17 protein-coding genes are annotated in these 21025 nt (G+C 68.1%); 10 read left to right on the top strand and 7 right to left on the bottom strand.

All coding sequences use genetic code 11. The annotated features are described in order from the left end of the window. Positions 1-91 precede the first annotated feature (91 nt). Complete coding sequence (locus G481_RS0112960) at positions 92-3547, top strand: chromosome segregation SMC family protein (RefSeq protein WP_028030420.1); 3456 nt, start codon at positions 92-94, stop codon at positions 3545-3547. A 74-nt stretch (positions 3548-3621) separates the two neighbouring features. Here the strand turns inward: G481_RS0112960 and G481_RS0112955 are convergent, their stop codons facing one another. Further along, positions 3622-4596, bottom strand: a complete 975-nt coding sequence (locus G481_RS0112955; RefSeq protein ID WP_028030419.1) for a quinone oxidoreductase family protein — start codon at positions 4594-4596, stop codon at positions 3622-3624. 142 nt (positions 4597-4738) lie between these two features. Between G481_RS0112955 and G481_RS0112950 the strand changes: the two genes are divergently transcribed. Together G481_RS0112950 and G481_RS26695 are read left to right on the top strand one after the other, a co-directional pair. Beyond that, on the top strand, positions 4739-5944 hold the full coding sequence (locus G481_RS0112950; RefSeq protein WP_028030418.1) for a GTP-binding protein: 1206 nt from the start codon (positions 4739-4741) through the stop codon (positions 5942-5944). Then, a complete protein-coding gene (locus G481_RS26695) occupies positions 5893-6273 on the top strand; it encodes a DUF6525 family protein (RefSeq protein WP_342666585.1) in 381 nt (126 codons plus the stop codon). The genes G481_RS0112950 and G481_RS26695 overlap by 52 nt, the downstream gene beginning before the upstream one ends. Here G481_RS26695 and G481_RS0112940 read toward each other — a convergent pair. Further along, positions 6200-6958 (bottom strand): DeoR/GlpR family DNA-binding transcription regulator, encoded by a 759-nt coding sequence (locus tag G481_RS0112940; RefSeq protein ID WP_028030417.1) that lies wholly within the window; start codon positions 6956-6958, stop codon positions 6200-6202. The genes G481_RS26695 and G481_RS0112940 overlap by 74 nt on opposite strands. A 109-nt stretch (positions 6959-7067) precedes the next feature. Beyond that, positions 7068-9383 carry a Tex family protein gene (locus G481_RS0112935; RefSeq protein ID WP_028030416.1) on the bottom strand — a complete coding sequence of 772 codons (2316 nt, stop codon included), beginning with the start codon at positions 9381-9383 and terminating at the stop codon, positions 7068-7070. Positions 9384-9508: 125 nt separating this feature from the next. Between G481_RS0112935 and G481_RS0112930 the strand changes: the two genes are divergently transcribed. After that, a complete protein-coding gene (locus G481_RS0112930; RefSeq protein ID WP_028030415.1) occupies positions 9509-10681 on the top strand; it encodes a M20 aminoacylase family protein in 1173 nt (390 codons plus the stop codon). A gap of 271 nt (positions 10682-10952) precedes the next feature. Here G481_RS0112930 and G481_RS0112925 read toward each other — a convergent pair whose 3' ends face one another. Beyond that, positions 10953-11303, bottom strand: coding sequence for a hypothetical protein (locus G481_RS0112925; RefSeq protein ID WP_028030414.1), 351 nt, complete (start codon positions 11301-11303; stop codon positions 10953-10955). Between the two features lie 210 nt (positions 11304-11513). Here G481_RS0112925 and G481_RS0112920 point away from each other — a divergent pair, with 210 nt between their 5' ends. After that, a complete protein-coding gene (locus tag G481_RS0112920; protein ID WP_028030413.1) occupies positions 11514-12500 on the top strand; it encodes a glutathione S-transferase family protein in 987 nt (328 codons plus the stop codon). A gap of 12 nt (positions 12501-12512) precedes the next feature. On the opposite strand, the gene G481_RS0112915 is transcribed toward G481_RS0112920, so the two are convergent. Next, entirely contained in the window at positions 12513-13304 is a 792-nt protein-coding gene (locus tag G481_RS0112915; RefSeq protein WP_028030412.1) for an alpha/beta fold hydrolase, read from the bottom strand. Positions 13305-13545: 241 nt separating this feature from the next. Here G481_RS0112915 and cbiB point away from each other — a divergent pair, with 241 nt between their 5' ends. From cbiB to G481_RS23750, 4 genes are all read left to right on the top strand, one after another. Then, positions 13546-14466 carry an adenosylcobinamide-phosphate synthase CbiB gene (gene cbiB / locus G481_RS0112905; protein ID WP_035025992.1) on the top strand — a complete coding sequence of 307 codons (921 nt, stop codon included), beginning with the start codon at positions 13546-13548 and terminating at the stop codon, positions 14464-14466. Between the two features lie 58 nt (positions 14467-14524). Beyond that, positions 14525-15688, top strand: a complete 1164-nt coding sequence (locus tag G481_RS0112900; RefSeq protein ID WP_028030410.1) for a lytic murein transglycosylase — start codon at positions 14525-14527, stop codon at positions 15686-15688. Then, on the top strand, positions 15688-16608 hold the full coding sequence (locus G481_RS0112895) for a glycosyltransferase family 2 protein (protein WP_028030409.1): 921 nt from the start codon (positions 15688-15690) through the stop codon (positions 16606-16608). The genes G481_RS0112900 and G481_RS0112895 overlap by 1 nt, the downstream gene beginning before the upstream one ends. Before the next feature lie 130 nt (positions 16609-16738). Further along, positions 16739-17449 carry a GntR family transcriptional regulator gene (locus tag G481_RS23750; protein ID WP_084450904.1) on the top strand — a complete coding sequence of 237 codons (711 nt, stop codon included), beginning with the start codon at positions 16739-16741 and terminating at the stop codon, positions 17447-17449. Here the strand turns inward: G481_RS23750 and G481_RS0112885 are convergent. Then, positions 17418-18359, bottom strand: a complete 942-nt coding sequence (locus tag G481_RS0112885; protein WP_211235204.1) for an NADP-dependent oxidoreductase — start codon at positions 18357-18359, stop codon at positions 17418-17420. The two genes, G481_RS23750 and G481_RS0112885, sit on opposite strands and share 32 nt — an antisense overlap. Positions 18360-18411: 52 nt before the next feature. Further along, positions 18412-19314: a LysR family transcriptional regulator gene (locus tag G481_RS0112880; RefSeq protein WP_028030407.1), complete on the bottom strand. Its 903-nt coding sequence runs from the start codon at positions 19312-19314 to the stop codon at positions 18412-18414. Positions 19315-19418: 104 nt separating this feature from the next. Here G481_RS0112880 and G481_RS23745 point away from each other — a divergent pair, with 104 nt between their 5' ends. Next, a complete protein-coding gene (locus tag G481_RS23745; RefSeq protein ID WP_051294519.1) occupies positions 19419-21020 on the top strand; it encodes an AMP-binding protein in 1602 nt (533 codons plus the stop codon). The last annotated feature ends 5 nt before the right edge of the window (positions 21021-21025 follow it).

The following is a 21025-nucleotide window of genomic DNA, read 5'->3' as shown; positions in this document are numbered from 1 at the left end:
AGGGCGGCTTATCCCCCGAAATGTCGCGTATCGGTCTTGACTCGCCCGCGCGCGCTCAAGACCATGGCGCTTCCTGCCAACGGAGCGCCCTTTGCGATTCACCCGCCTGCGACTGAACGGCTTCAAAAGCTTTGTCGATCCGACAGAGCTGGTGATCGCCGACGGCCTGACCGGGGTCGTCGGGCCGAACGGCTGCGGAAAATCCAATCTGCTCGAGGCGTTGCGCTGGGTGATGGGCGAGAATCGCCCCACCGCCATGCGCGGCGGCGAGATGGAGGATGTGATCTTCGCCGGCGCCGCCACGCGGGGCGCGCGCCATTTTGCCGAGGTCTCGCTCAGCATCGACAATGCCGATCGGCTGGCGCCCTCGGGGTTCAACGACTCTGATCTGCTGGAAATCAGCCGCCGCATCACCCGCGATGCCGGGTCGGCCTACCGCGCCAATGGCAAGGAAGTGCGGGCCAAGGATGTGCAGATGCTGTTCCTTGACGCCTCGACCGGCGCGCATTCGCCGGCGCTGGTGCGGCAGGGGCAGATTTCCGAACTGATCAATGCCAAGCCGCGCAGCCGCCGCCGTGTGCTGGAAGAGGCGGCAGGGATCAGCGGCCTGTATCAGCGCCGCCACGAGGCAGAGCTGCGGCTGTCCGCCACCGAAACCAACCTGACCCGTGTGGATGACGTGCTGGAACAGCTTGCCCAGCAGCTGGCCACATTGGCGCGCCAGGCCCGGCAGGCCGCGCGTTACCGCGAGATTGGCACCGATCTGCGCCGCACCGAAGGCATGTTGCTGTTTCGCCGCTGGCACGAGGCCGATACCGCCCGCCAGCTTGCCCAGAGCCAGCTGACCGAGGCGGTCCGCCTGGCCTCGATGGCCGAGACGGCGGCCCGCAAGGCCTCGGCCGACCGTCAGGCCGCCGAGGATCGCCTGCCGCCGCTGCGCGAGGAAGAGGCGATCGCGGGGGCGATCCTTCAGCGATTGATGGTGCAGCGCGATGCCCTGACCGATCAGGAATCGCGGGCCCGCGAGGCGGTGGAATCCCTGCGCGCCCGCATCGCCCAGTTGCAGCGCGACGCCGAACGCGAGGCCGGGCTGAACCGCGATGCCGGCGAAACCCTTGCCCGTCTGGAATGGGAGCTTGACCAGCTGGCCCGCGCCCAGGACGGCGAGGGCGACCGGCTGGCAGAACTGGCCGAAGCCGCGCGCGAGGCCGCGTCGGTCCTTGCGTCCTGCGAAAGCGATCTGGCCGAGGCGACCGAAGATGCCGCGCGCCTCTCGGCCCGCCACCAGTCCGCACAGCGTCTGGTGCAAGAGGCAACCGCTGCTGTGGAAAAGGCCCGGGCCGAGGCCGCCCGCGCCGCAAGCGCCGCCGAAGCCGCCGCCCTGGCCCTGGATCGCGCTGCCGAGGATCAGGCCATCGCCGAAGAGGCTCAGGCCGAGGCCGTCGCCACCGCCGAAGAGGCCGAGGCCAGCCTTGCCGAGGCCGAGACCGCCCGCGCCGAGGTGCAGACCCGCGAGGCCGAGGCCCGCGCCGCCCGCTCGGCCGCCGAAGGCGAGGCAAATGCCCTGCGCGCCGAAGTGGCCGCCCTTGCCCGGCTGGTGGACCGCGAATCCCATGCCGGCAGCCAGTTGCTGGACCATCTGACGGTGGAGCCGGGCTATGAGGCCGCCTTGGGCGCCGCCCTCTCTGACGATCTGCGCGCGCCCGAGGTGGCGGCGGACGCGGCGTCGGGCTGGGTCGTCTTGCCCGATTATGACGATACCGCGCCGCTGCCCGCTGGCGCGGGACCGCTGGCCCCGCATGTCGGTGCCCCTGCCGTGCTGGCCCGCCGCCTGTCGCAGGTGGGTCTGGTGGATCGCGCCGATGGCCCGCGCCTGCAAGCCGATCTGCGCCCCGGTCAGCGGCTGGTCAGCCTTGATGGCGATCTGTGGCGCTGGGACGGGTTCCGCGCGGCGGCGGCCGATGCGCCCTCGGCCGCCGCGCTGCGGTTGCGCCAGCTGAACCGGCTTGTCCAGCTCAAGCGCGATCTCGAGGATGCCTCGGCCCGTGCCGATGGCGCCCGAGCCGCGCACGAGGCGCTGACCGCGCGCCTGGCCGAGCTGTCCCGCGCCGATCAGATGGCCCGCGAGGCACGCCGCGCCGCTGATGCCCGCGTGACCGAGGCCACCCGCGCCCTGTCGCGCGCCGAGGCGGATCGCTCGATTGCCGCAGGCAAGCTGGAATCCGCCCGCCTTGCCCTTGCCCGCTTTCAGGCCGAGGCCGAGGAAGCCACTGAACGGTTGGCCGAGGCGCACGAGACCGCCGCCGATCTGCCCGACCTGTCCGAGGCCCGCGCGCTGGTCGAAACCCTGAAAACCACCGTCGAGGCCGCCCGCCTTGCGATGATCGCCCGCAGGTCTGCCCATGATGAGGCGCGGCGCGAGGGGGAATCGCGCACCCGCCGCCGGCAGGAAGTCACCAAGGAACTCTCTGGCTGGCGCCTGCGGCTGGAAACGGCGGAAAAGCGCGCCGCCGAATTGCAGGACCGCCGCGAGGCCGCCGAGGAGGAACTGGCCGAAGCCAATGCCGTTCCCTCGGAAATCGCCGCCCGGCGCGAGGAATTGCTCGAGGCGATCCATGATGCCGAAACCCGCCGCGCTGCCGCACAAGACGCGCTGTCGGCCGCCGAAGGCGCGCTGCGCGCCGCGCAAGATGCCGAACGCACCAGCGAACGCACCGCAGGCGAGGCGCGCGAGACCCGCGCCCGCGCCGAGGCCCGCGCCGATGCGGCCCGCGAAACCGTAGCCCTGGCCGCCGAGCGCATCGCCGAGGAAACCGAGGGCAGCCCGGCCGATCTGCTGGAGTCGCTGAAGATCGACCCCGACACCATTCCGCCCTCGGACCATCTTGACGCCGAGGCGCAGCGCCTGCGCCGCTCGCGCGAGGCCCTGGGCGCGGTGAACCTGCGGGCCGAGGAAGACGCCCGCGCGGTGCAGACCGAACACGACACCCTGCGCGCCGAAAAAGAGGATCTCGAAGAGGCCATCCGCAAGCTGCGCGCCGGCATCGCCAGCCTCAACCGCGAAGGGCGCGAACGGCTGCTGGCCGCCTTCGATCAGGTCAACGCCAGCTTCTCGACCCTGTTCACCCATCTCTTCAATGGCGGCGAGGCGCGGCTGGTGCTGGTCGAATCCGATGACCCGCTGGAAGCCGGCCTTGAAATCATGTGCCAGCCGCCGGGCAAGAAACTTTCAACCCTGTCGCTGCTGTCCGGGGGGGAACAGACCCTGACAGCGCTGGCGCTGATCTTCGCAGTGTTCCTGGCGAACCCCGCCCCGATCTGCGTTCTCGACGAGGTGGACGCCCCGCTGGACGATGCCAACGTCACCCGTTTCTGCGATCTGCTGGATGAAATGACCCGGCGGACAGAAACCCGCTTCCTGATCATCACCCACCATGCCGTCACCATGTCGCGCATGGACCGGCTGTTCGGGGTCACGATGCAGGAACAGGGCGTCAGCCAGCTTGTCAGCGTCGATCTGAAACGCGCCGAGTCCCTGGTCGCCTGATCGCCCTTTCACCTTGCCTCAAATACCCCGGGGGTCCGGGGGCTGGCCCCCGGTCCTGCCCGGTCCAAGGGCGCCTACGGCAACAGCACCGTCGCTCCGGTCGTTGCCCGCGATTCCAGCGCGCGATGGGCGTCGGCCACCTGGTCCAGCGGGAAACGCTGGTCGATGCGGATTTTGACCGCCCCCGACGTCACCTTGCCGAACAGATGCTGCGCCATGGCCTGGCAATCCTCGTGCCGAGCAATATGGGTGAACAGCGTCGGGCGGGTGATCTGCAGCGATCCCTTGGCCGCCAGCGTGCCCAGACTGACCGGCGGCACCATCCCCGAGGCATTGCCGAAGGAAATCATCATCCCCACCGGCCGCAGACAATCGAGCGAGCCCTCGAACGTTGCCGCGCCGACCGAATCCATCACGACATCCACGCCGCGCCCGCCGGTCAGCTCGCGCACTTTGGGCGCAAAGGCGCCGTCACGGTAGTTGATCGCCGCATCGGCGCCATGGTCCAGCGCCATCTGGCATTTCTCGTCCGATCCGGCGGTGGCGATCAGCCGGATGCCTTCGGATTTTGCCCATTGGCAGGCAATCAGCCCCACGCCGCCTGCTGCCGCGTGAAACAGCACGGTATCCCCGGCCTTCAGCGGAACCGTGCGGTGGAACAGGTATTGCACCGTCAACCCCTTGAGCATCATCGCCGCGCCTTCCTCAAAGGAAATCGCGTCGGGCAGGGGGCAGACCTGGGCGGCGGGCATCACCCGCGCCTCGGTATAGGAACCGGGCGGCTGGGCGGCATAGGCGGCGCGGTCGCCTGGCTTCAGATGGGTCACGCCGTCGCCCACGGCCTCGATCACGCCAGCGGCCTCCATGCCAAGCGCACAGGGCAGTTGCAGCGGATAAACCCCGGTGCGCTGGTAGACGTCAATGAAGTTCAGCCCCACGGCATGGTGGCGAATGCGCACCTGCCCTGGCCCCGGATCGCTCACCGGCCGGTCCTCGAGCTCCAGCACCTCGGGCCCGCCAAAGGCCTTGATCACCACGGTTCTCGCCATCTTCTCCCCCCGTTCGCAATGCCGCCCCTGCGGCCTGCGCGCATCGTAGCGGCGGGCAGCACTGGTGCAAGCCCGACCTTTTATATTGAATGTAATAACATTACATATTACAAGGCCGGGCACCCCTTGACCCGAGGCCCCCATGACCCGCGACCCCCGCCTTCCCGTCACCGTCCTGTCCGGCTTTCTGGGCGCCGGCAAGACGACCTTGCTGAACCACATCCTCAACAACCGTCAGGGCCGCCGCGTCGCGGTGATCGTCAACGACATGTCCGAGGTGAACATCGACGCCGATCTGGTTGCCGCCGGCACCACCTTGAACCGGGCCGAGGAAAAGCTGGTCGAAATGTCGAACGGCTGCATCTGCTGCACCCTGCGCGACGATCTGCTGACCGAGGTGCGGCGCCTGGCCGAGGAAGGCCGCTTCGACTACCTGCTGATCGAATCCACCGGCATAGCAGAACCGCTGCCCGTCGCCGCCACCTTTGAATTCCGCGACGAATTCGGCGACAGCCTGTCCGACATCGCCCGGCTGGATTGCATGGTGACGGTCGTTGATGCCGCAAACCTGCTGGCCGATTATTCCAGCCACGATTTCCTGTCCGACCGCGGCGAGGTGGCGGGCGAGGGGGATGATCGCACGCTTGTCACCCTGCTGACCGAGCAGATCGAATTTGCCGATGTGGTGGTGCTGAACAAGATCACCGATGCCGGACCTGACCGGGCGGATGCCGCGCGCAAGATCGTCCGCGCCCTCAACCCCGATGCCATGCTGATCGAGACCGATCATTCCCGCGTCGATGCCGCGCGCATCTTCGATACCGGCCTCTTCGATTTCGACCGCGCCCACCTGCACCCGCAATGGGCCAAGGAACTTTACGGCTTTGCCGACCATGTCCCCGAAACCGAGGAATACGGCATTTCCAGCTTTGTCTACCGCGCGCGGCGCCCGTTCGACCCGGCCCGCCTGCACGGGGTTCTGAACGGCCCGCTGCCTGGCGTGATCCGGGCCAAGGGGCATTTCTGGCTGGCAACCCGGCCGAACTGGGTGGCGGAATTCTCGCTCGCCGGGGCCATCTCTTCGGTCACGCCGCTGGGGGGCTGGTGGGCCGCGATCCCGCAAGACCGCTGGCCCCAGGATCCGGCGATGCTCGACAAGATGCGCGCACAGTGGGAGAACCCCTGGGGCGACCGGCGGCAGGAACTGGTGTTCATCGGTGCCGGCATGGACCGCGCCGCGATCACCGCATCGCTGGATGCCTGCCTTGTTCCCGCCAGCCGCTTCACCCCCGAGGCATGGGCGCATCTGGCCGACCCGTTCCCGCGCTGGGGCCGCCAGACAGCATGAGGCGTAACCTTGCCACCCGCCTGCCGCGTCGCAAGGCCGCCCCGATGGCGGCCTTTGACCGGCTGCCCGCGGCCCTAAGGCACTGGCTGCACCAGGCGGCGTTGCCCTGGTCGACAGCCTCGGCCCTGCGGCTATGGCAGCGCGCCCTGCGCGACACCGGATCCGAGTATGACGCCCTTGCCCGCCTGTCCGCGATCGAATCCCGGCTGATCGCCCGCGATGCCGCCCGCATCTGGGGTGACGGCCATCCGGCGATCAGGCCAGATACACCTCGGTCCCCCAGCCCTGACAGGCCGCTGCCAGCGCCTCGGGTAGCGGCTGGTCGGTGACAATCCCGTCCAGCTCGGACAAGGACCCCAGCCGCACCGGCGCATGGCGCGACAGTTTCGAGGCATCGGCCACCACCAGCCGCCGCCGTGCCTGCCGCAAGATCGTCCGTGCAACCCGCACCTCGGCCAGATCGAAATCCAGAAGATCGCCATCGGCATCCAGCGCCGAAATGCCGATGACAGCCAGATCCACCTTGAACTGTTCAAAGAACTGCGTGGTCAATTCCCCCACCAGCCCGCCATCGGCCCGCCGCAACGCGCCGCCCGCAACCATCACCTCGCAGCTTTCGTTCCGGGCCAGAATGTTGGCAACGTTCAGGTTGTTCGTGACCACCGTCAGGTTTCGGTGCCCCAGCAGCGCCCGGGCCACCGCCTCGGTCGTGGTGCCGATGTTCAGGATCAGGCTGGAATTGTCGGGGATCAGCGCGGCGCAGGCCGCGGCAATCGCGGCCTTGGCCTCCAGGTTCTGCCGCTGCCGCTCGGCCCAGGCGGTATTGGCGACGCCGGCCCGCACCACCGCCCCGCCATGCACCCGGTCCAGAAGTCCCGCCTCGGCCAGTTCCCCCAGATCGCGGCGGATGGTCTGCAAGGTCACGGAAAACCGCGCGGCCAGATCCTCGACCACCACGCGCCCCTCGCTGCGTGCGATCTCCAGAATCTCGCCCTGCCGAAAACTCAGTGCCATATGCGCGCCCTCCCGGCCCCGTTCCCCATCATCTTGCCAAAAATACCCCGGGGGTCCGGGGGCTGGCCCCCGGTTCCGCCCTCACCACTGGCGCAACGGCACGGTCAGGTCAACGCTTGCGCATCGCGTCCAGCAGCGCGGCGCCAAAGCCGCCGGTCGCCTCGCCCCCCTTCGGCCCGGCCGACATCGGCCCGCGCCCGCCTTTGGCCGGAGGGCCGCCGCGCTTTGGCGCCTCGTCGCGCCCGCCGCCATCCTTGCGCATGGTCAGGCCGATGCGCTTTCGTGGCACATCCACCTCGACCACCCGCACCTTGACCACATCGCCTGCCTTCACCACCTCGTGCGGGTCCTTGACGAAACGGTCTGCCAGCTGGCTGACATGAACCAGACCGTCCTGATGCACGCCAATGTCGACAAAGGCGCCAAAGGCGGCCACGTTCGTCACCGTGCCTTCCAGCAGCATGCCCACGCGCAGATCGGTGATTTCCTCGACCCCATCGGTAAAGGTTGCGGTCTTGAACGCGGGCCGCGGGTCGCGGCCGGGCTTTTCCAGTTCGGCCAGAATGTCCTTGACCGTCGGAAGGCCGAACCGCTCATCCGCGAAATCGCGCGGCTCCAGCCGGCGCAGCGGCGTGGGGTCGGCCATCAGCGTGCGCAGATCGCGCCCGCAGGCGGCAACGATGCGGCGCGCGACCTCATAGGCCTCGGGGTGCACGGACGAGGCATCCAGCGGTTCCTTGCCGCCCGGAATGCGCAAAAAGCCCGCGCATTGCTCGAAGGCCTTGGGGCCCAGCCGGCTGACCTTCAGCAGATCGCGCCGCGTGGCAAAGGGGCCATTCGCATTGCGGTGGCTGACGATGGTTTCCGCAAGCCCCGGCCCGATGCCTGCCACCCGTGCCAGCAGCGGGGCCGAGGCCGTGTTCAGATCGACCCCGACCGCGTTCACCGCATCCTCGACCACCGCGTCCAGCGCGCGGCCCAGGCGGTGTTGGTCGACGTCATGCTGATACTGGCCCACGCCGATCGACTTCGGCTCGATCTTGACCAGTTCCGCCAGCGGATCCTGAAGCCGCCGGGCAATCGAAACCGCGCCGCGCAAGGACACATCCAGATCGGGGAATTCCTGCGCCGCCAGTTCCGAGGCCGAATAGACCGAGGCGCCAGCCTCGGACACCACGACCTTGGTGGGTTTCTTCGCCCCCGGCATCATCGCCAGCAGATCGGCCACCATCTTTTCCGTCTCGCGGCTCGCGGTGCCGTTGCCGATCGCGATCAGATCGACCGCGTGCTTGACGATCAGCGCCCCGACCGTGGCCTGCGCCCCGCGCAGGTCGTTTTTCGGCTGGAACGGATAGACGGTGGCGGTTTCCACCAGCTTGCCGGTGGCGTCCACCACCGCGACCTTGACCCCGGTACGGATGCCAGGGTCCAGCCCCATGGTCGCCCGCCCGCCTGCCGGCGCCGCCAGCAGCAGATCCTTCAGGTTGCGGCCAAAGACGCGGATCGCCTCTTCCTCGGCCCGCTCGCGCAGTTCCATCATCAGATCGACCGTCAGCGAGGGGCGCAGCTTCACCCGCCAGCACCAGCCGGCGACAGTGGCCAGCCACTCATCTCCCTTGCCCCCGCGCGCGACCGACAGCGCGCCCTTGACCATGCCCTCGGCCCGGCCCATGCCCGGCGCGGCATCCGGGTCGATCTCCAGATCAAGGCTCAGGAAACCTTCATTCCGGCCGCGGAACATCGCCAGTGCCCGGTGCCCCGCGCAGGTTCCAAAGGGTTCCGAATGGGCGAAATAGTCCGAAAACTTGGCGCCCTCGGCCTCTTTCCCCTCGATCACGCGCGAGGTCAGGCGGGCATCGCGGCGCAGAAGGTCGCGCAGGCGGGTTTTCAGCTCGGCATTCTCGGCCAGACCTTCGGCAATGATGTCGCGCGCGCCGTCCAGCGCGGACTTCACATCCGGCACCGCCTCGGTGATGTATCCGGCCGCAAGCACGGCCGGATCTGCGGCGCGGTCGGCCAGGATCGCCTCGGCCAGCGGGCCAAGGCCGTTTTCCCGCGCGATCATCGCCTTGGTGCGGCGTTTCTGCTTGTAGGGCAGGTAGATGTCTTCCAGCTCGGCCTTGGTTGCGGCCTTGGCGATGCTGGCGGACAGATCGTCCGTCATCTTGCCCTGTTCGGTGATCGAGGCGATGACCGCCTCGCGCCGGGCCTGCAATTCGCGCAGATAGACCAGCCGTTCCGCCAGATTGCGCAGCTGGGTGTCGTCCAGACCCCCCGTCACCTCCTTGCGGTAGCGGGCGATGAACGGCACCGTCGCGCCCCCGTCCAGCAATTCCACCGCCGAGGCGACCTGATCGGCGCGCGCGCCGATTTCGGCGGCAATCGTCAGGGCGATCTGGCGGGCGACTTCGGGGGTGGGGGCCATGGCGCAACCTTTCATCCGGGACCGGGCGGGCAGGTAACCCCAACCGCCGCCATCCCGCAAGTCCGGGGTTGCAGTGGCGGCGGCTGCGCGCCAGCATGTGATCACCCCATCAAGGAGCGCGCCCCATGTCCATCCTGCCCCCCATCGCAGCCCATGCCCCCGAACTGACCGCGATCTACCGCGATCTGCACGCCCATCCCGAACTGGGGTTCGAAGAGGTGCGCACCGCCGGGATCGTGGCCGAAAAGCTGCGCGCCTGGGGCATCGACGAGGTGCATGAAGGGATCGGTGGCACCGGCGTTGTCGGGATCATCAAGGGCAAGGGCCGCGGCAACCGCCGCATCGGGCTGCGCGCCGACATGGACGCGCTGCCGGTGCAGGAAACCACCGGCCTGCCCTATGCCTCGACCGTGCCGGGCAAGATGCACGCCTGCGGGCATGATGCGCATACCACCATGCTGCTGGGCACCGCGAAATACCTGGCCGAGAACCGCGATTTTGACGGCACCGTCGTGCTGATCTTTCAGCCGGCCGAGGAAGGCATGGGCGGCGCGCGCCGCATGATCGCCGAGGGGCTGTTCGAGCGGTTCCCCTGCGACGAGGTCTACGGGATGCACAATTCCCCGAACGGCAAGCCGGGCACCTTTGGCATCACCCGCGGGGCGGCGATGGCGGGGGCGGCGTTCTTTGACATCCGCATCAAGGGCAAGGGCGCCCATGCCGCCCAGCCGCACAACGGCAAGGATTCGCTGTTGATCGCCGCCTCGCTGGCCAGCGAGCTGCAGACGATCCACAGCCGCAACCTGCATCCCCTGGACATGCTGGTGCTGTCGGTGACGCAGATCCATGCCGGCACCGCCTATAACGTCGTGCCGGAAACCGCGACGCTGGCCGGCACGATCCGCTATTTCAAGGACGAGGTCTATGACATGGCCGCCCGGCGGATGAAGGAAATCTGCGCCGGTTACGCCCTGGCGCACGGTGTCGAGATCGAGGCCGATCTGCGCAATGCCTTTGACGTGCTGGTCAACGATGGCGATCTGTCGGATGCCTATCTGGAAGCGGCGCGCGATATCGTCGGCGATGACAAGGTCAGCGATACCGAAGAACCCGCCACCGGATCCGAGGATTTCGCCGACATGCTGCGTCTGGTGCCCGGCGCCTATTGCCGGGTGGGCCATGCCGGCACGGTCGGTCTGCACAATCCGGGTTTCGTTCTGGATACCGAAGTGCTGCCCGTGGGGGCATCCATCATGGCGCGGCTGGTCGAGCGGCGCCTGCCCCTGGCGGCGGGCTGAGAGCTATCTTTCCGGGCGGGGGGCACACCCCCGCGCCGGTCGGTTCTTGACCCCTTGGCGAACCTACCGGCGGCCGTGGAAAATTCGGAGACAGACGAATGGGACCCCGGGGCAGGAAATGCCGTGGGGTCCGTGCTGGGCCGTCGGAACGCGACGCGCGACGGTGGTAGGTGAGCAGACCTTGCGGCCCGAAGGCGGCCGAAGCGGTGGTCTCATTTCCCCGCGTTGACCCGCTGGCGCCCCAGTCGGGTATTTCTGGAAAGATGAAAGCCTATTGCCGCGGCAGAAGCACCGTTGGCTGGTCCTCGGGCAGTTCGTAATCCAGCGCGGCGCGGTCCTGGATCGGGGTCGCGCGCTTGAAGGTGCAGATCAGCTCGCCCTCGGCCAGGTCGCTGGCGACGATCAGGCACGATAGCAAGGGGCGCGCCCCCTCGTGGATTTCCACAAACCCGCGCAGGCGGTTCAGGCGGCTTGCGTCGATGGCGAACCCGCTGTCCCAGATGCGCAGAATCGGGAACACCGCATCCCCCAGGTGCAGCGCCAGTTTGCGGCGGCGCGCGGGCGCGCGGCGCTGGGCGCGCATGAGCCCCTCACGCACATCGGCAGGCAGAAATTCCAGCATGGCTTTTCCCTTCCCTGCCTCAACTCTGCCGCAACGTGCCGGAATTTCAAGCGATTCTGCGGTTTTATGCCCAGCAGACGGGCGGCGTGGCAAGAGAGCAACTCTGCGGATTGTCCGGATGTGCGCAGATGCAGCCCTTTCTGCGCGCCACGCGGATGTTCCCAAGGCGAGGCAAGGCCCCTAGGTAGGCGGCAACAGAAAGGAAATGCCATGGGTCAGCTTGTGAACGGGAACTGGGATCCCGCTTGGTACGACACCGCCAGCACCGGCGGCCGGTTTCAGCGCACGGTGGCCCGGTTCCGCAACTGGATCACCCCCGATGGTGCGCCCGGCCCGTCGGGCGATGGCGACTTCCGGGCCGAGCCGGGGCGCTATCATCTGTATGTGTCCTACGCCTGCCCCTGGGCGCATCGGACGCTGATCTTCCGGGCGCTCAAGGGGCTGGAAGGGCTGATCGACGTGTCGGCGGTCCATCCGGACATGCTGGACGATGGATGGACCTTTGCCACCGATTTTCCGGGGGCGACGGGCGATGCGCAATTCGGCCTGCCGTTCCTGCGCGACCTCTACACCCGTGCGGTGCCTGACATGTCGGGCCGCGTGACCGTGCCGGTGCTATGGGACAAGGCGACCGGCCGCATCGTGTCGAACGAAAGCGCCGAGATCATCCGCATGTTCAACTCGGCCTTTGACGGGATCACCGGCAATGGCCGCGATTTCTGGCCCGAACCGCTGCGGGACCAGATCGAGGCGGTGAACACCCGCATCTATCGCGGCTTCAACAACGGGGTCTATCGCGCCGGATTCGCCACCACGCAGGCCGCCTATGACGAGGCCGTGCGCGAGGTGTTCGACACGATGGACTGGCTGGAGGACCATCTGTCGCGCGCGCCGTTCCTGGTCGGCGGCGTCGTGACCGAGGCCGACTGGCGGCTGTTCACCACGCTGGTGCGGTTCGACCCGGTCTATCACCTGCATTTCAAGTGCAACCGCAACCGGCTGGTCGATTTTCCGAACCTTTGGGCGTACACCCGCGCGCTGTATCAGGTGCCGGGGGTGGCTGATACGGTCAAGCTCGATCACATCGTGCGGCACTATCACTATAGCCACGACACGATAAACCCGAACCGGATTCTGCCCATCAACCCGGTGATCGACTTTGCGGCGCCGCATGGTCGGGCAGCGCCGCAGATTTGAACGCCTGCGGGGTCAGACCTGCGCGGTTTGCAGGAAATCGCGGATGGTGGCGATGGTCAGATCCGTCGCCTCGCGGTGAGGGACATGGCCGGTGCCGGGCAGGATCACCAGCTGGCCACCCGTCGCCGCCGCGATCTGGCGGGGCTGGGCGTGCGATCCGTATTCGTCGCGCTCGCCGTGCATGACAAGGGCGGGGCATTTCACCCCTGACAGCGCGCGGTCAAGCGACCAGTCCGCAAAGCCGGGTGACAGCCAGGTTTCGGTCCAGGCATCCAGCACCCAGCGCGCCTTGGTGCCATGGTGGCGGGCCAGCCGGTCCAGTTCGGCAGGGTCGGCAAAGGCGGCCTTCGCCGCGCGGATCCCCTCGCGCGTGCGGTCTTCGATGAAGGCTTGTGCGGCGATCGTGATCAGCGCCGCGACCCGATCGGGGTGGGCGGCGGCGGTTTCCACCGCCATGCCCCCGCCCACGCTGTGCCCGCAGGCGATGAACCGGGTCAGCCCCAGCGCATCGCACAGAACCGGGATGACGTGATGGGCTTCCTCGGCCACGAAGCCGGGGGACAGCACATCGGTGCGCGGCGACGATTGCCCAAAGCCCGGCCGGTCATAGGCGATGACCCGGCGCCCGGTGGCCTTGGCAAGGCGTTCGGGAAAGTCGCGCCAAAGCGTCACCGCCCCAAGCGAATCGTGCAGCAGCACGATGGGCACCTTGGTGTCACGCCCCGCCCAGTCGCGGGCAAAGATATGGCCGTCGCCACAGGGGATGCGGTGATCCTGGGGTGTGGGCTGGTCGTTCGTGGTCATGGTCTGGTCCCGCTTTGGGGTTGTGCGGGCCTTCGACAGACCGGGGCCATCGACCAGGGGGCAGGTCACTGCCCGTCGGGCGGCTGCGGAAGGCGCGCGTTTCATGGCGCCATGAATAAATGTCTGTCGCCGCGCATCAAGCAGGGTTTGCCGCAGCGATTGGCCGCATTGGCCCGATGTCCGGTCTGGACGCGCGCGCGGCGCTGCCTGATAACCCCATGCAACCGATCCCGGAGGCCCGATGCACGCCCTGATCCTGATCCCCGCGATGCTGCTGGATGCCCTGTTGGGCGAGCCGCGCTGGCTGTGGGATCGCTGGCCGCATCCGGCTGTGCTGATGGGCCGGGCGGTGGCAGTGCTGGATGCGCGGCTGAACCGGGGGACAAACCGCAAGATGCGGGGCATCGCGGCTGTGGTGCTGCTGGTGGTCGGGGCAGGGGCCCTGGGCGGCCTTGTCGCGGCGCTGCCCTTTGGCCCGGTCTGGGAAATGCTGGGCGGTGCGATCTTGCTCGCGCAGCGTTCGCTGGCCGATCATGTTCAGGCGGTGGGCGATGCCTTGCGGATCTCGCTGGCGGACGGGCGGCGGATGGTCGCGCGCATCGTCGGGCGCGACACGGCGGCGATGGACGCGCCTGCGGTGTCGCGCGGGGCCATCGAAAGCGCGGCCGAGAATTTGTCGGATGGCGTGATCGCCCCGGCCTTCTGGTTCCTGATCGGCGGCTTGCCGGGGATCCTGATCTACAAGGTGGTCAACACGGCCGACAGCATGATCGGCCACCGCACCCCGCGGCATGAACAGTTCGGCTGGGCCGCCGCGCGGCTGGACGATGTGCTGAACCTGATCCCGGCCCGGCTGTCTGCCGTGCTTCTGGCGCTGGCGGGCTGGCGGCCCGATGCCGCCCGCGTGGTGCTGCGCGATGCCCCGCGCCATCGCTCGCCCAATGCCGGCTGGCCCGAGGCAGCCATGGCCGTGGTGCTGGGCGTCGCCGTATCTGGGCCGCGCAGCTATCACGGGCGGATGACCGATCAGCCCTTCGTGCACCCCGAGGGCCGCCGCGATGCCGGGCCGGATGACATCGACGCGGCCGTTGGCCTGCTCTGGCGGGTCTGGGGGCTGATGCTGGTCCTGGTCGCGCTGATTGCCCTGATTTCGTGCGGATAACGCCCTTTTCCGCGCCGCCTTGCCGGGTATGCTGGTCCCGCCAGACCCGGAGTGCCCGATGCGATTGACCCTTGCCCTGATGCTTGCCGCCACCCCTGCCATGGCCGAGGTGCCCTGTGGCGGCCCTTTTGGCAGCTGGCTGGACGCGCTGAGAGCCGAGGCTGTGGCGGCGGGCCATGCGCCCGCCGGGGTAGACCGCTTTTTCCGCACCGCTGCGCCCGACCCCAAGGTTCTGGCCGCCGACCGCGCGCAGGGTGTGTTCCGCAAGACCTTCACCGAATTTTCCCGCAGCCTGATCAGCCAGAACCGCAGCGATACCGCTGTCGCCAAGGCGCGCCAGCACAAGGCGCTGTTCGACCGGGCCGAGGCGGACTATGGCGTCTCGCGCGGGATCCTGCTGGCCTTCTGGGCGTTTGAAACCGATTTCGGCGGCTATCAGGGGGATTTCAACACGCTGAACGCGCTGGTGACACTGGCCCATGATTGCCGCCGCCCCGGCCTGTTCCGCCCGCAGGCTTTGGCCGCGCTGCGCATGTGGGAACTCGGCGAGTTTGACCCCGCCACCACCACCGGCGCCTGGGCGGGCGAGATCGGCATGGTGCAGATGCTGCCCGCCGATATCCTGGCCCGCGGCGTCGATGGCGATGGCGATGGCAAGGTGACACTGAAAACCTCGGTCCCCGATGCGATCCTGTCGGGGGCGAACATGCTGCGCCACCATGGCTGGCGGGCAGGGCAGCCGTGGCTTCAGGAAATCGTGCTGCCTGCCGATCTGGACTGGTCGCAGACCGGGGTGGACAAGGCGCTGCCCACGGCGGACTGGGCGGCCATGGGGGTGACCGCTCGCAGCGGCACGCTGGCGCCTGGCCTGCAAGGGTCGGTCCTGCTGCCGCAAGGGCGCAAGGGGCCGGCCTTCATGGCCTATCCGAATTTCCACACCCTGTTCGAGTGGAACAAAAGCTTCGTCTACGTCACCACGGCGGCCTATTTCGCCACCAGGATCGAGGGCGCCCCGGCCTTTCGCCCCGGCACGCCCGATCCTGCCCTGTCCCCGGATCAGATGAAGGCGCTGCAACGCAAGTTGCAGGCGCGCGGGCATGATGTCGGCAAGATCGACGGCATCCTTGGCGCGCTGACCCGTATCGCGGTGCAAAAGGAACAGGCGCGCCTTGGCCTGCCTGCCGATGCCTGGCCGACCACCACCTTGCTGGAGCGGCTCTGATGACGCGCCTGCCGCGCTGGGGCGTCGCGGCCACCGTCAAGGCGCCGGCCGATCAGGTGCTGGCCTTTGCCGCCCATCATCTGGATCTGGGCGCCCACCGCATCTGGCTGCATTTCGACGACCCGGACGATCCGGCCGCCGATCTGCTGTCGGGGCAGGACGGCATCACTGTCATCCGCTGCGACGATCCCTATTGGCAGACCATTGCCGGCACCCGCCCCGATACCCATCAGGTGCGGCAGATCAAGAACATCGGCCGTATCCTGCGCAAGGCCGGGCTCGACTGGATCGGGCATTTCGACGTTGACGAATTCCTGCTGGCGGATGTTCCCGTGGCCGAAATGCTGGCCGATCAGCCCGCAGACCGCCATATCGTCCGCGCCGAGCCGTGGGAGGCGCTGCACGACCCTGCACTGCCCGATGACATTTTCACGGCCCGCGCCTTCCGCCGCCAGTTGCCCGACGATGCCGGCGACATGGCGGCGCAGCTTTACGGCCCGCTTGGCGATCTGCTGGACAAGGGAATGCTCAGCCATACCGTCGGCAAATGCTTCTTTCGCACCGGGGTTCAGGGGATGATCCCGCGCATCCACGGTGCTCGCTGGAAACATGGCGACTGGGTCTTTGGCGGGCGCTTCCACCCTGACCTTGCCCTGCTGCATTTCCATGCCCAGGATGCCGAACTGTGGAAAGCGCGCCTGCCTTATCGGCTGTCGAAAGGTGCCTATCAATACCGCCCCGCGATGCAGGCCTGGCTTCAGGCCGCGACGCCCGACGGGATCGACCAGTTCTATGACCGCATCCAGACCGCGCGCCCCGATCTGGTCACGGCGCTGGCCGATCAGGGCCTGCTGCGTCAGGCCAAGCTGGGTTTGCGCCGCAAGGTCGCCGCGCGCTTTCCCGGTCTGGATCCGGCGTGACCGACCCCATTTTCGCCTTGATCCAAATATCCCCGCCGGAGGCATCCGACATCGCCGCCCGTGATGCCGCCGGGGCTTTGCAAGGCGCCGCCACCTTTGGCACAATGCCCGGACCACAGCAGGACCGCGCATGAAAACGCTTGCAGACACCGCCCACGCCGCCTTGCGGCACGATATCATCTCGGGCGCGCTGGCGCCGGGATTGCCGCTGCGCATGGCCTTTCTGTGTGAACGTTACAGCATGGGCATGTCCCCGCTGCGCGAGGCGTTGAACCGGCTTCAGGCCGAACGTCTGGTCACGGCGATCTCGCTGCGCGGCTTCTTCGTGGCGCCCCTGACGGTGGACGAGCTGACCGACACCACCGACACCCGCATCCTGATCGAGACCGAGGCCCTGGCCCGGTCCATCGACCGCGGCGGCGAGGACTGGGCCGCCGCCGTTCAGACGGCGCTTGATGCGCTGCTCGATGGCGCAACCCGGCATGATGCCGACCGGCTGGAACAGCTGCACCACGATTTCCATCGCGCGCTGGTGGCCGCCTGTGGGTCGCGCTGGCTGCTCGATCTGTTCGAGAAGCTCTATTCCGAATCCGAGCGGTTCCGCTTTCATGCCCTGACCGTCGAGGCGCGCGATGGCACGCGCGATCTGGCCGCCGAACACCGCGCCATTGCCGAGGCCGCGCTGGCGCGCAACAGCGCCCTGGCCGTCGAGCGGCTGACCGCGCATTACCGGCGCACCGAAACCGAACTGGTCGCCCGCCTGCCCCCACCCGAGGCCCCGGCCCGCCCGCGTCGGCGCAAGCCCGGGGTCAAGGCCGCAGGATCAGCCGCCCCCGCGTGATCTCGCCAGCGGCCAGCTTGCGCTGGGCCTCGGCGGCCTGATCCAGCGGCATCACGCCGGCGATTTGCGGCTTCAGAACGCCTTGCGCGGCCAGTTTCATCACCTCGGCCACCACACCGGCATCATCCGTGATCATCGCGCGGGTGACGCGAACACCGAATTCGGCACCGCGATCGGTGATCGGGGCGGCAGCCAGCCAGACCAGATGCCCGCCCGGTGCCAGCATCGGGTAGCAGGCATCATGCACCGCCCCGCCCATCAGATCAAACACCACATCCTGCGGGGGCAGGTCCGTGACCGCAGGCCCGTCATAGGCAATGACGCGCGAGGCCCCGAGACCGCGCACATAATCGGCATTCGCTGCACGGCAGGTTGCTGTCACCTCGGCCCCCAGATGGGCGCACAGCTGCACCATCAGCCCGCCCACGGCCCCGGCGCCCGATTGCACCAGCACGCGCTGGCCGCGCTGCACCTGCGCCGTGCGCATGACCGCGATCCAGGCCGACAGGCCCGCGTTGATCAGCGCCGCCGCCGCATCGTCGCCCAGATTGTCAGGCAGAGGCACGACCAGATCGGCATCGGCGACGATATATTCGGCATGGGTGCCCGCCTGCCCTGCCGGCGGGGCCATCACCGCGACCCGATCCCCCGGCGCCAGCCGCGAGATGCCGGGCCCGCAGGCTACCACCCGCCCTGCACCATCGCGCCCCGGAATCTTGGGAAAGTGCAGGCTGAAATACTGTTGCAGCAGGCCCGCGCGCATCTTCCAGTCCAGCGGCGCGACACCGGCGGCCGCGATTTCCACCAGAACCTGACCCTTGTCAGGCTCGGGCACCGGCACATGATCGACCGAGATCACCTCGGGGCCGCCATGCTGGAAATACCGGGCTGCGCGCATCATCTTGGCCATGGAACTCTCCGCCTTTGCTGCGCGGGCAAGGTGCGCCTGCGTCGCAGATGTTTCAAGTCTGAAATTTCTCGGCCTCGGCCAGTTCGCGCAGAATCTCTTCAAAGCGCAGCAATGCCGGGGGCGCGTCGCCCCGCCGATGAACCAGCGACAGCGTCAGGTGGACGTTCAGATCGCGCACCTTGACAAAGCGCACCCCGTGCGGCGGGCGCCAGATTTGTTGCGCATTGGCCAGGGCGCAGCCGGCACCGGCGCTGACCAGCGCCAGAATCTCGGTCTCGGCCATCAGCTCGCTGACATACCGCGGTGTCACCCCGGCCTTGCGCATGGCGGCGTGGATGTCGTCAAAGAACCGCGGACTGGCCCGGCGCTGAAAGCCGATCATCCGCTCATCCGTCAGATCGGTCAGCGCGATTTCGTCAAACCCGGCAAGGCGCGATTCGGCGGGCACCGCCAGAAGGGCCGGGTGCCGGACCAGCGGCAGGCTGACCAGATCGTCCATCGGCTCGGGGTTGTAGATCAGCGCGGCATCCGTCTGCCGCTGGCGCAGCGCGGCCAGCTGTTCCGCCGTCGGCATGGCCAGAAGCGACAGGTCGATCCCGGCAAAATCGGTGCGAAAGCGGCGGATCGCGTCGGGCAACAGCCCTTGCCAGGCAGCCGCCTCGATGAAGCTTAGTCGCAGCGTGCCGTGCTGCCCCGCAGCCGCCGCCCGTGCCGCCCCGACCGCGCGGCCGATAAGCCCCTGCAACCCCCGGATTTCCGTCAGGAACACCCGCCCCGCCTGCGTCAGCCGCACCCCGCGCGGCAGCCGCTCGAACAGCTCGATCCCCAGCTCGGTTTCCAGCAGCTTCATCTGACGGCTCAGCGCAGGTTGGGCGATGCGCAGGCGCTGGGCGGCGCGGCCAAAGTGTTCGGCCTCGGCAATGGCGATGAAATACTGGATCTGTCTCAGCTCCATGCGATTTGATAACAAATCGGTATCAGTTCCGCAAACGTTTTGAATTGGAAAGACTGCCGGGCCGGGCATAGCCTGTTGATGGATGTTCAAGGGGGGCTGTCGCCATGGCCAGGGTTTCGTCGCCGTATCACGCCTTCGCACGCACTGCGGCGCGCCGTCCCGATCTGGTCTTTGCGCTGGCCCCGGCTTCGGCCCGGTTGCCCTGGGCGCCCGAGGGGTTCCGCATCACCTATGCCGAAGCCGCCGCCAAGGTTGCGACCTTGCAGGCCGCCTATGCGGAGGCTGGCTATGGCCATGGCTCGCGCGTGGCGCTGCTGTTGCAGAACCGGCCCGAGTTTTTGCTGCACTGGCTGGCGCTGAATGCGATCGGCGCGTCGATCGTGCCGCTGAACGGCGACATGCGCCCTGATGAGCTGCGTCATCAGATGGTGGTGTCCCAGGCCGAGGCGGTGATCGCCGTGCCGGGGTTCGAGGGCGTTCTGGCCGGCGTGCCCGAAGGCGTGCCGATCGCCAGCCCCGATGCGCCGCCGCCCGCCCGCACCCGCCGCGCGCCTGCCGTTGGCGGGCCGGATGACGAATCCGCGCTGCTGTTCACGTCGGGCAGCACGGGGATGCCCAAGGCCTGCATCCTGTCGAACTATTACTTCATCAATGTGGCGGAATGGTATGTGTCGATGCCCGGCATCGGCGCCATGACCCCGGATGCTGAGGTGTCGCTGACCCCGCTGCCGTTCTTTCACATGAACGCGCTGGGCTGCACCGTGGTGGGCATGATGCTGATTGGCGGCACCATCGTGCCGCTGGACCGGTTCCACCCGGATCGCTGGTGGGCGACCATCGCGGACAGCGGGGCAACCATCGTGCATTCGCTGGGCGTGATCCCGGCCATTTTGCTGCAACGCCCTGCCAGCCCCGACGATACCCGCCACAAGGCGCGGTTCACCTTTGGCCCCGGTGTCGATGCCCAGAACAAGATCGACTTCGAGGCGCGGTTCAATCTGCCGATCATCGAGGGTTGGGCGATGACCGAAACGGGCGGATCGGGCGTGACCGATACGGCCGGGGTGGACTATGAACCGGGCCGCCGCTGCATCGGGCGCCCGCGCGCCGGCATGGACTGGCGCATCGTGAACGACGCCGATCAGGACTTGCCCGTCGGTCAGGCGGGCGAACTTCTGGTGCGCGCGGCCGGCCCCGATCCCCGGCGCGGGTTCTTTTCGGGCTATCTGGGCAACCCTGACGCCACCGAAGAGGCCTGGCGCGGCGGCTGGTTCCATACCGGCGATATCGTGGCCGCCGACGAGGCGGGCCTGCTGTATTTCGTCGACCGCAAGAAAAGCATCATCCGCCGCTCGGGCGAGAATATCTCGGCCCTCGAGGTCGAGGCAGCACTGGCCGCCGATCCGGCGGTCAAGGCCGTCGCGGTGACGCCGGTGTCCGACCCGGTGCGCGACGAGGAGGTGTTCGCCTTCATCGTTCCCGCCGATGGCGCCACCCCCGACGCCCCCGCGCTGCTGGAGCGGGTGGCAGAGCGGCTGAGCTATCACAAGCTGCCGGGCTATGTGCTGTTCACCGATGCCCTGCCGGTCAGTTCGACGCAAAAGTTGCAGCGCGGGCAGATCAAGGCCGATGCAGAGGCGGCGGTCGCCGCGGGCACGGTCGTCGATCTGCGCCGCACCAAGGGTGCGCTGCGCAAGGCGCACTAAGGGGG

Origin of the sequence: Gemmobacter nectariphilus DSM 15620 (assembly GCF_000429765.1) — a bacterium.
Classification (GTDB): Bacteria; Pseudomonadota; Alphaproteobacteria; order Rhodobacterales; family Rhodobacteraceae; genus Wagnerdoeblera; species Wagnerdoeblera nectariphila.
This window is presented reverse-complemented; position numbering and strand designations above follow the sequence as displayed.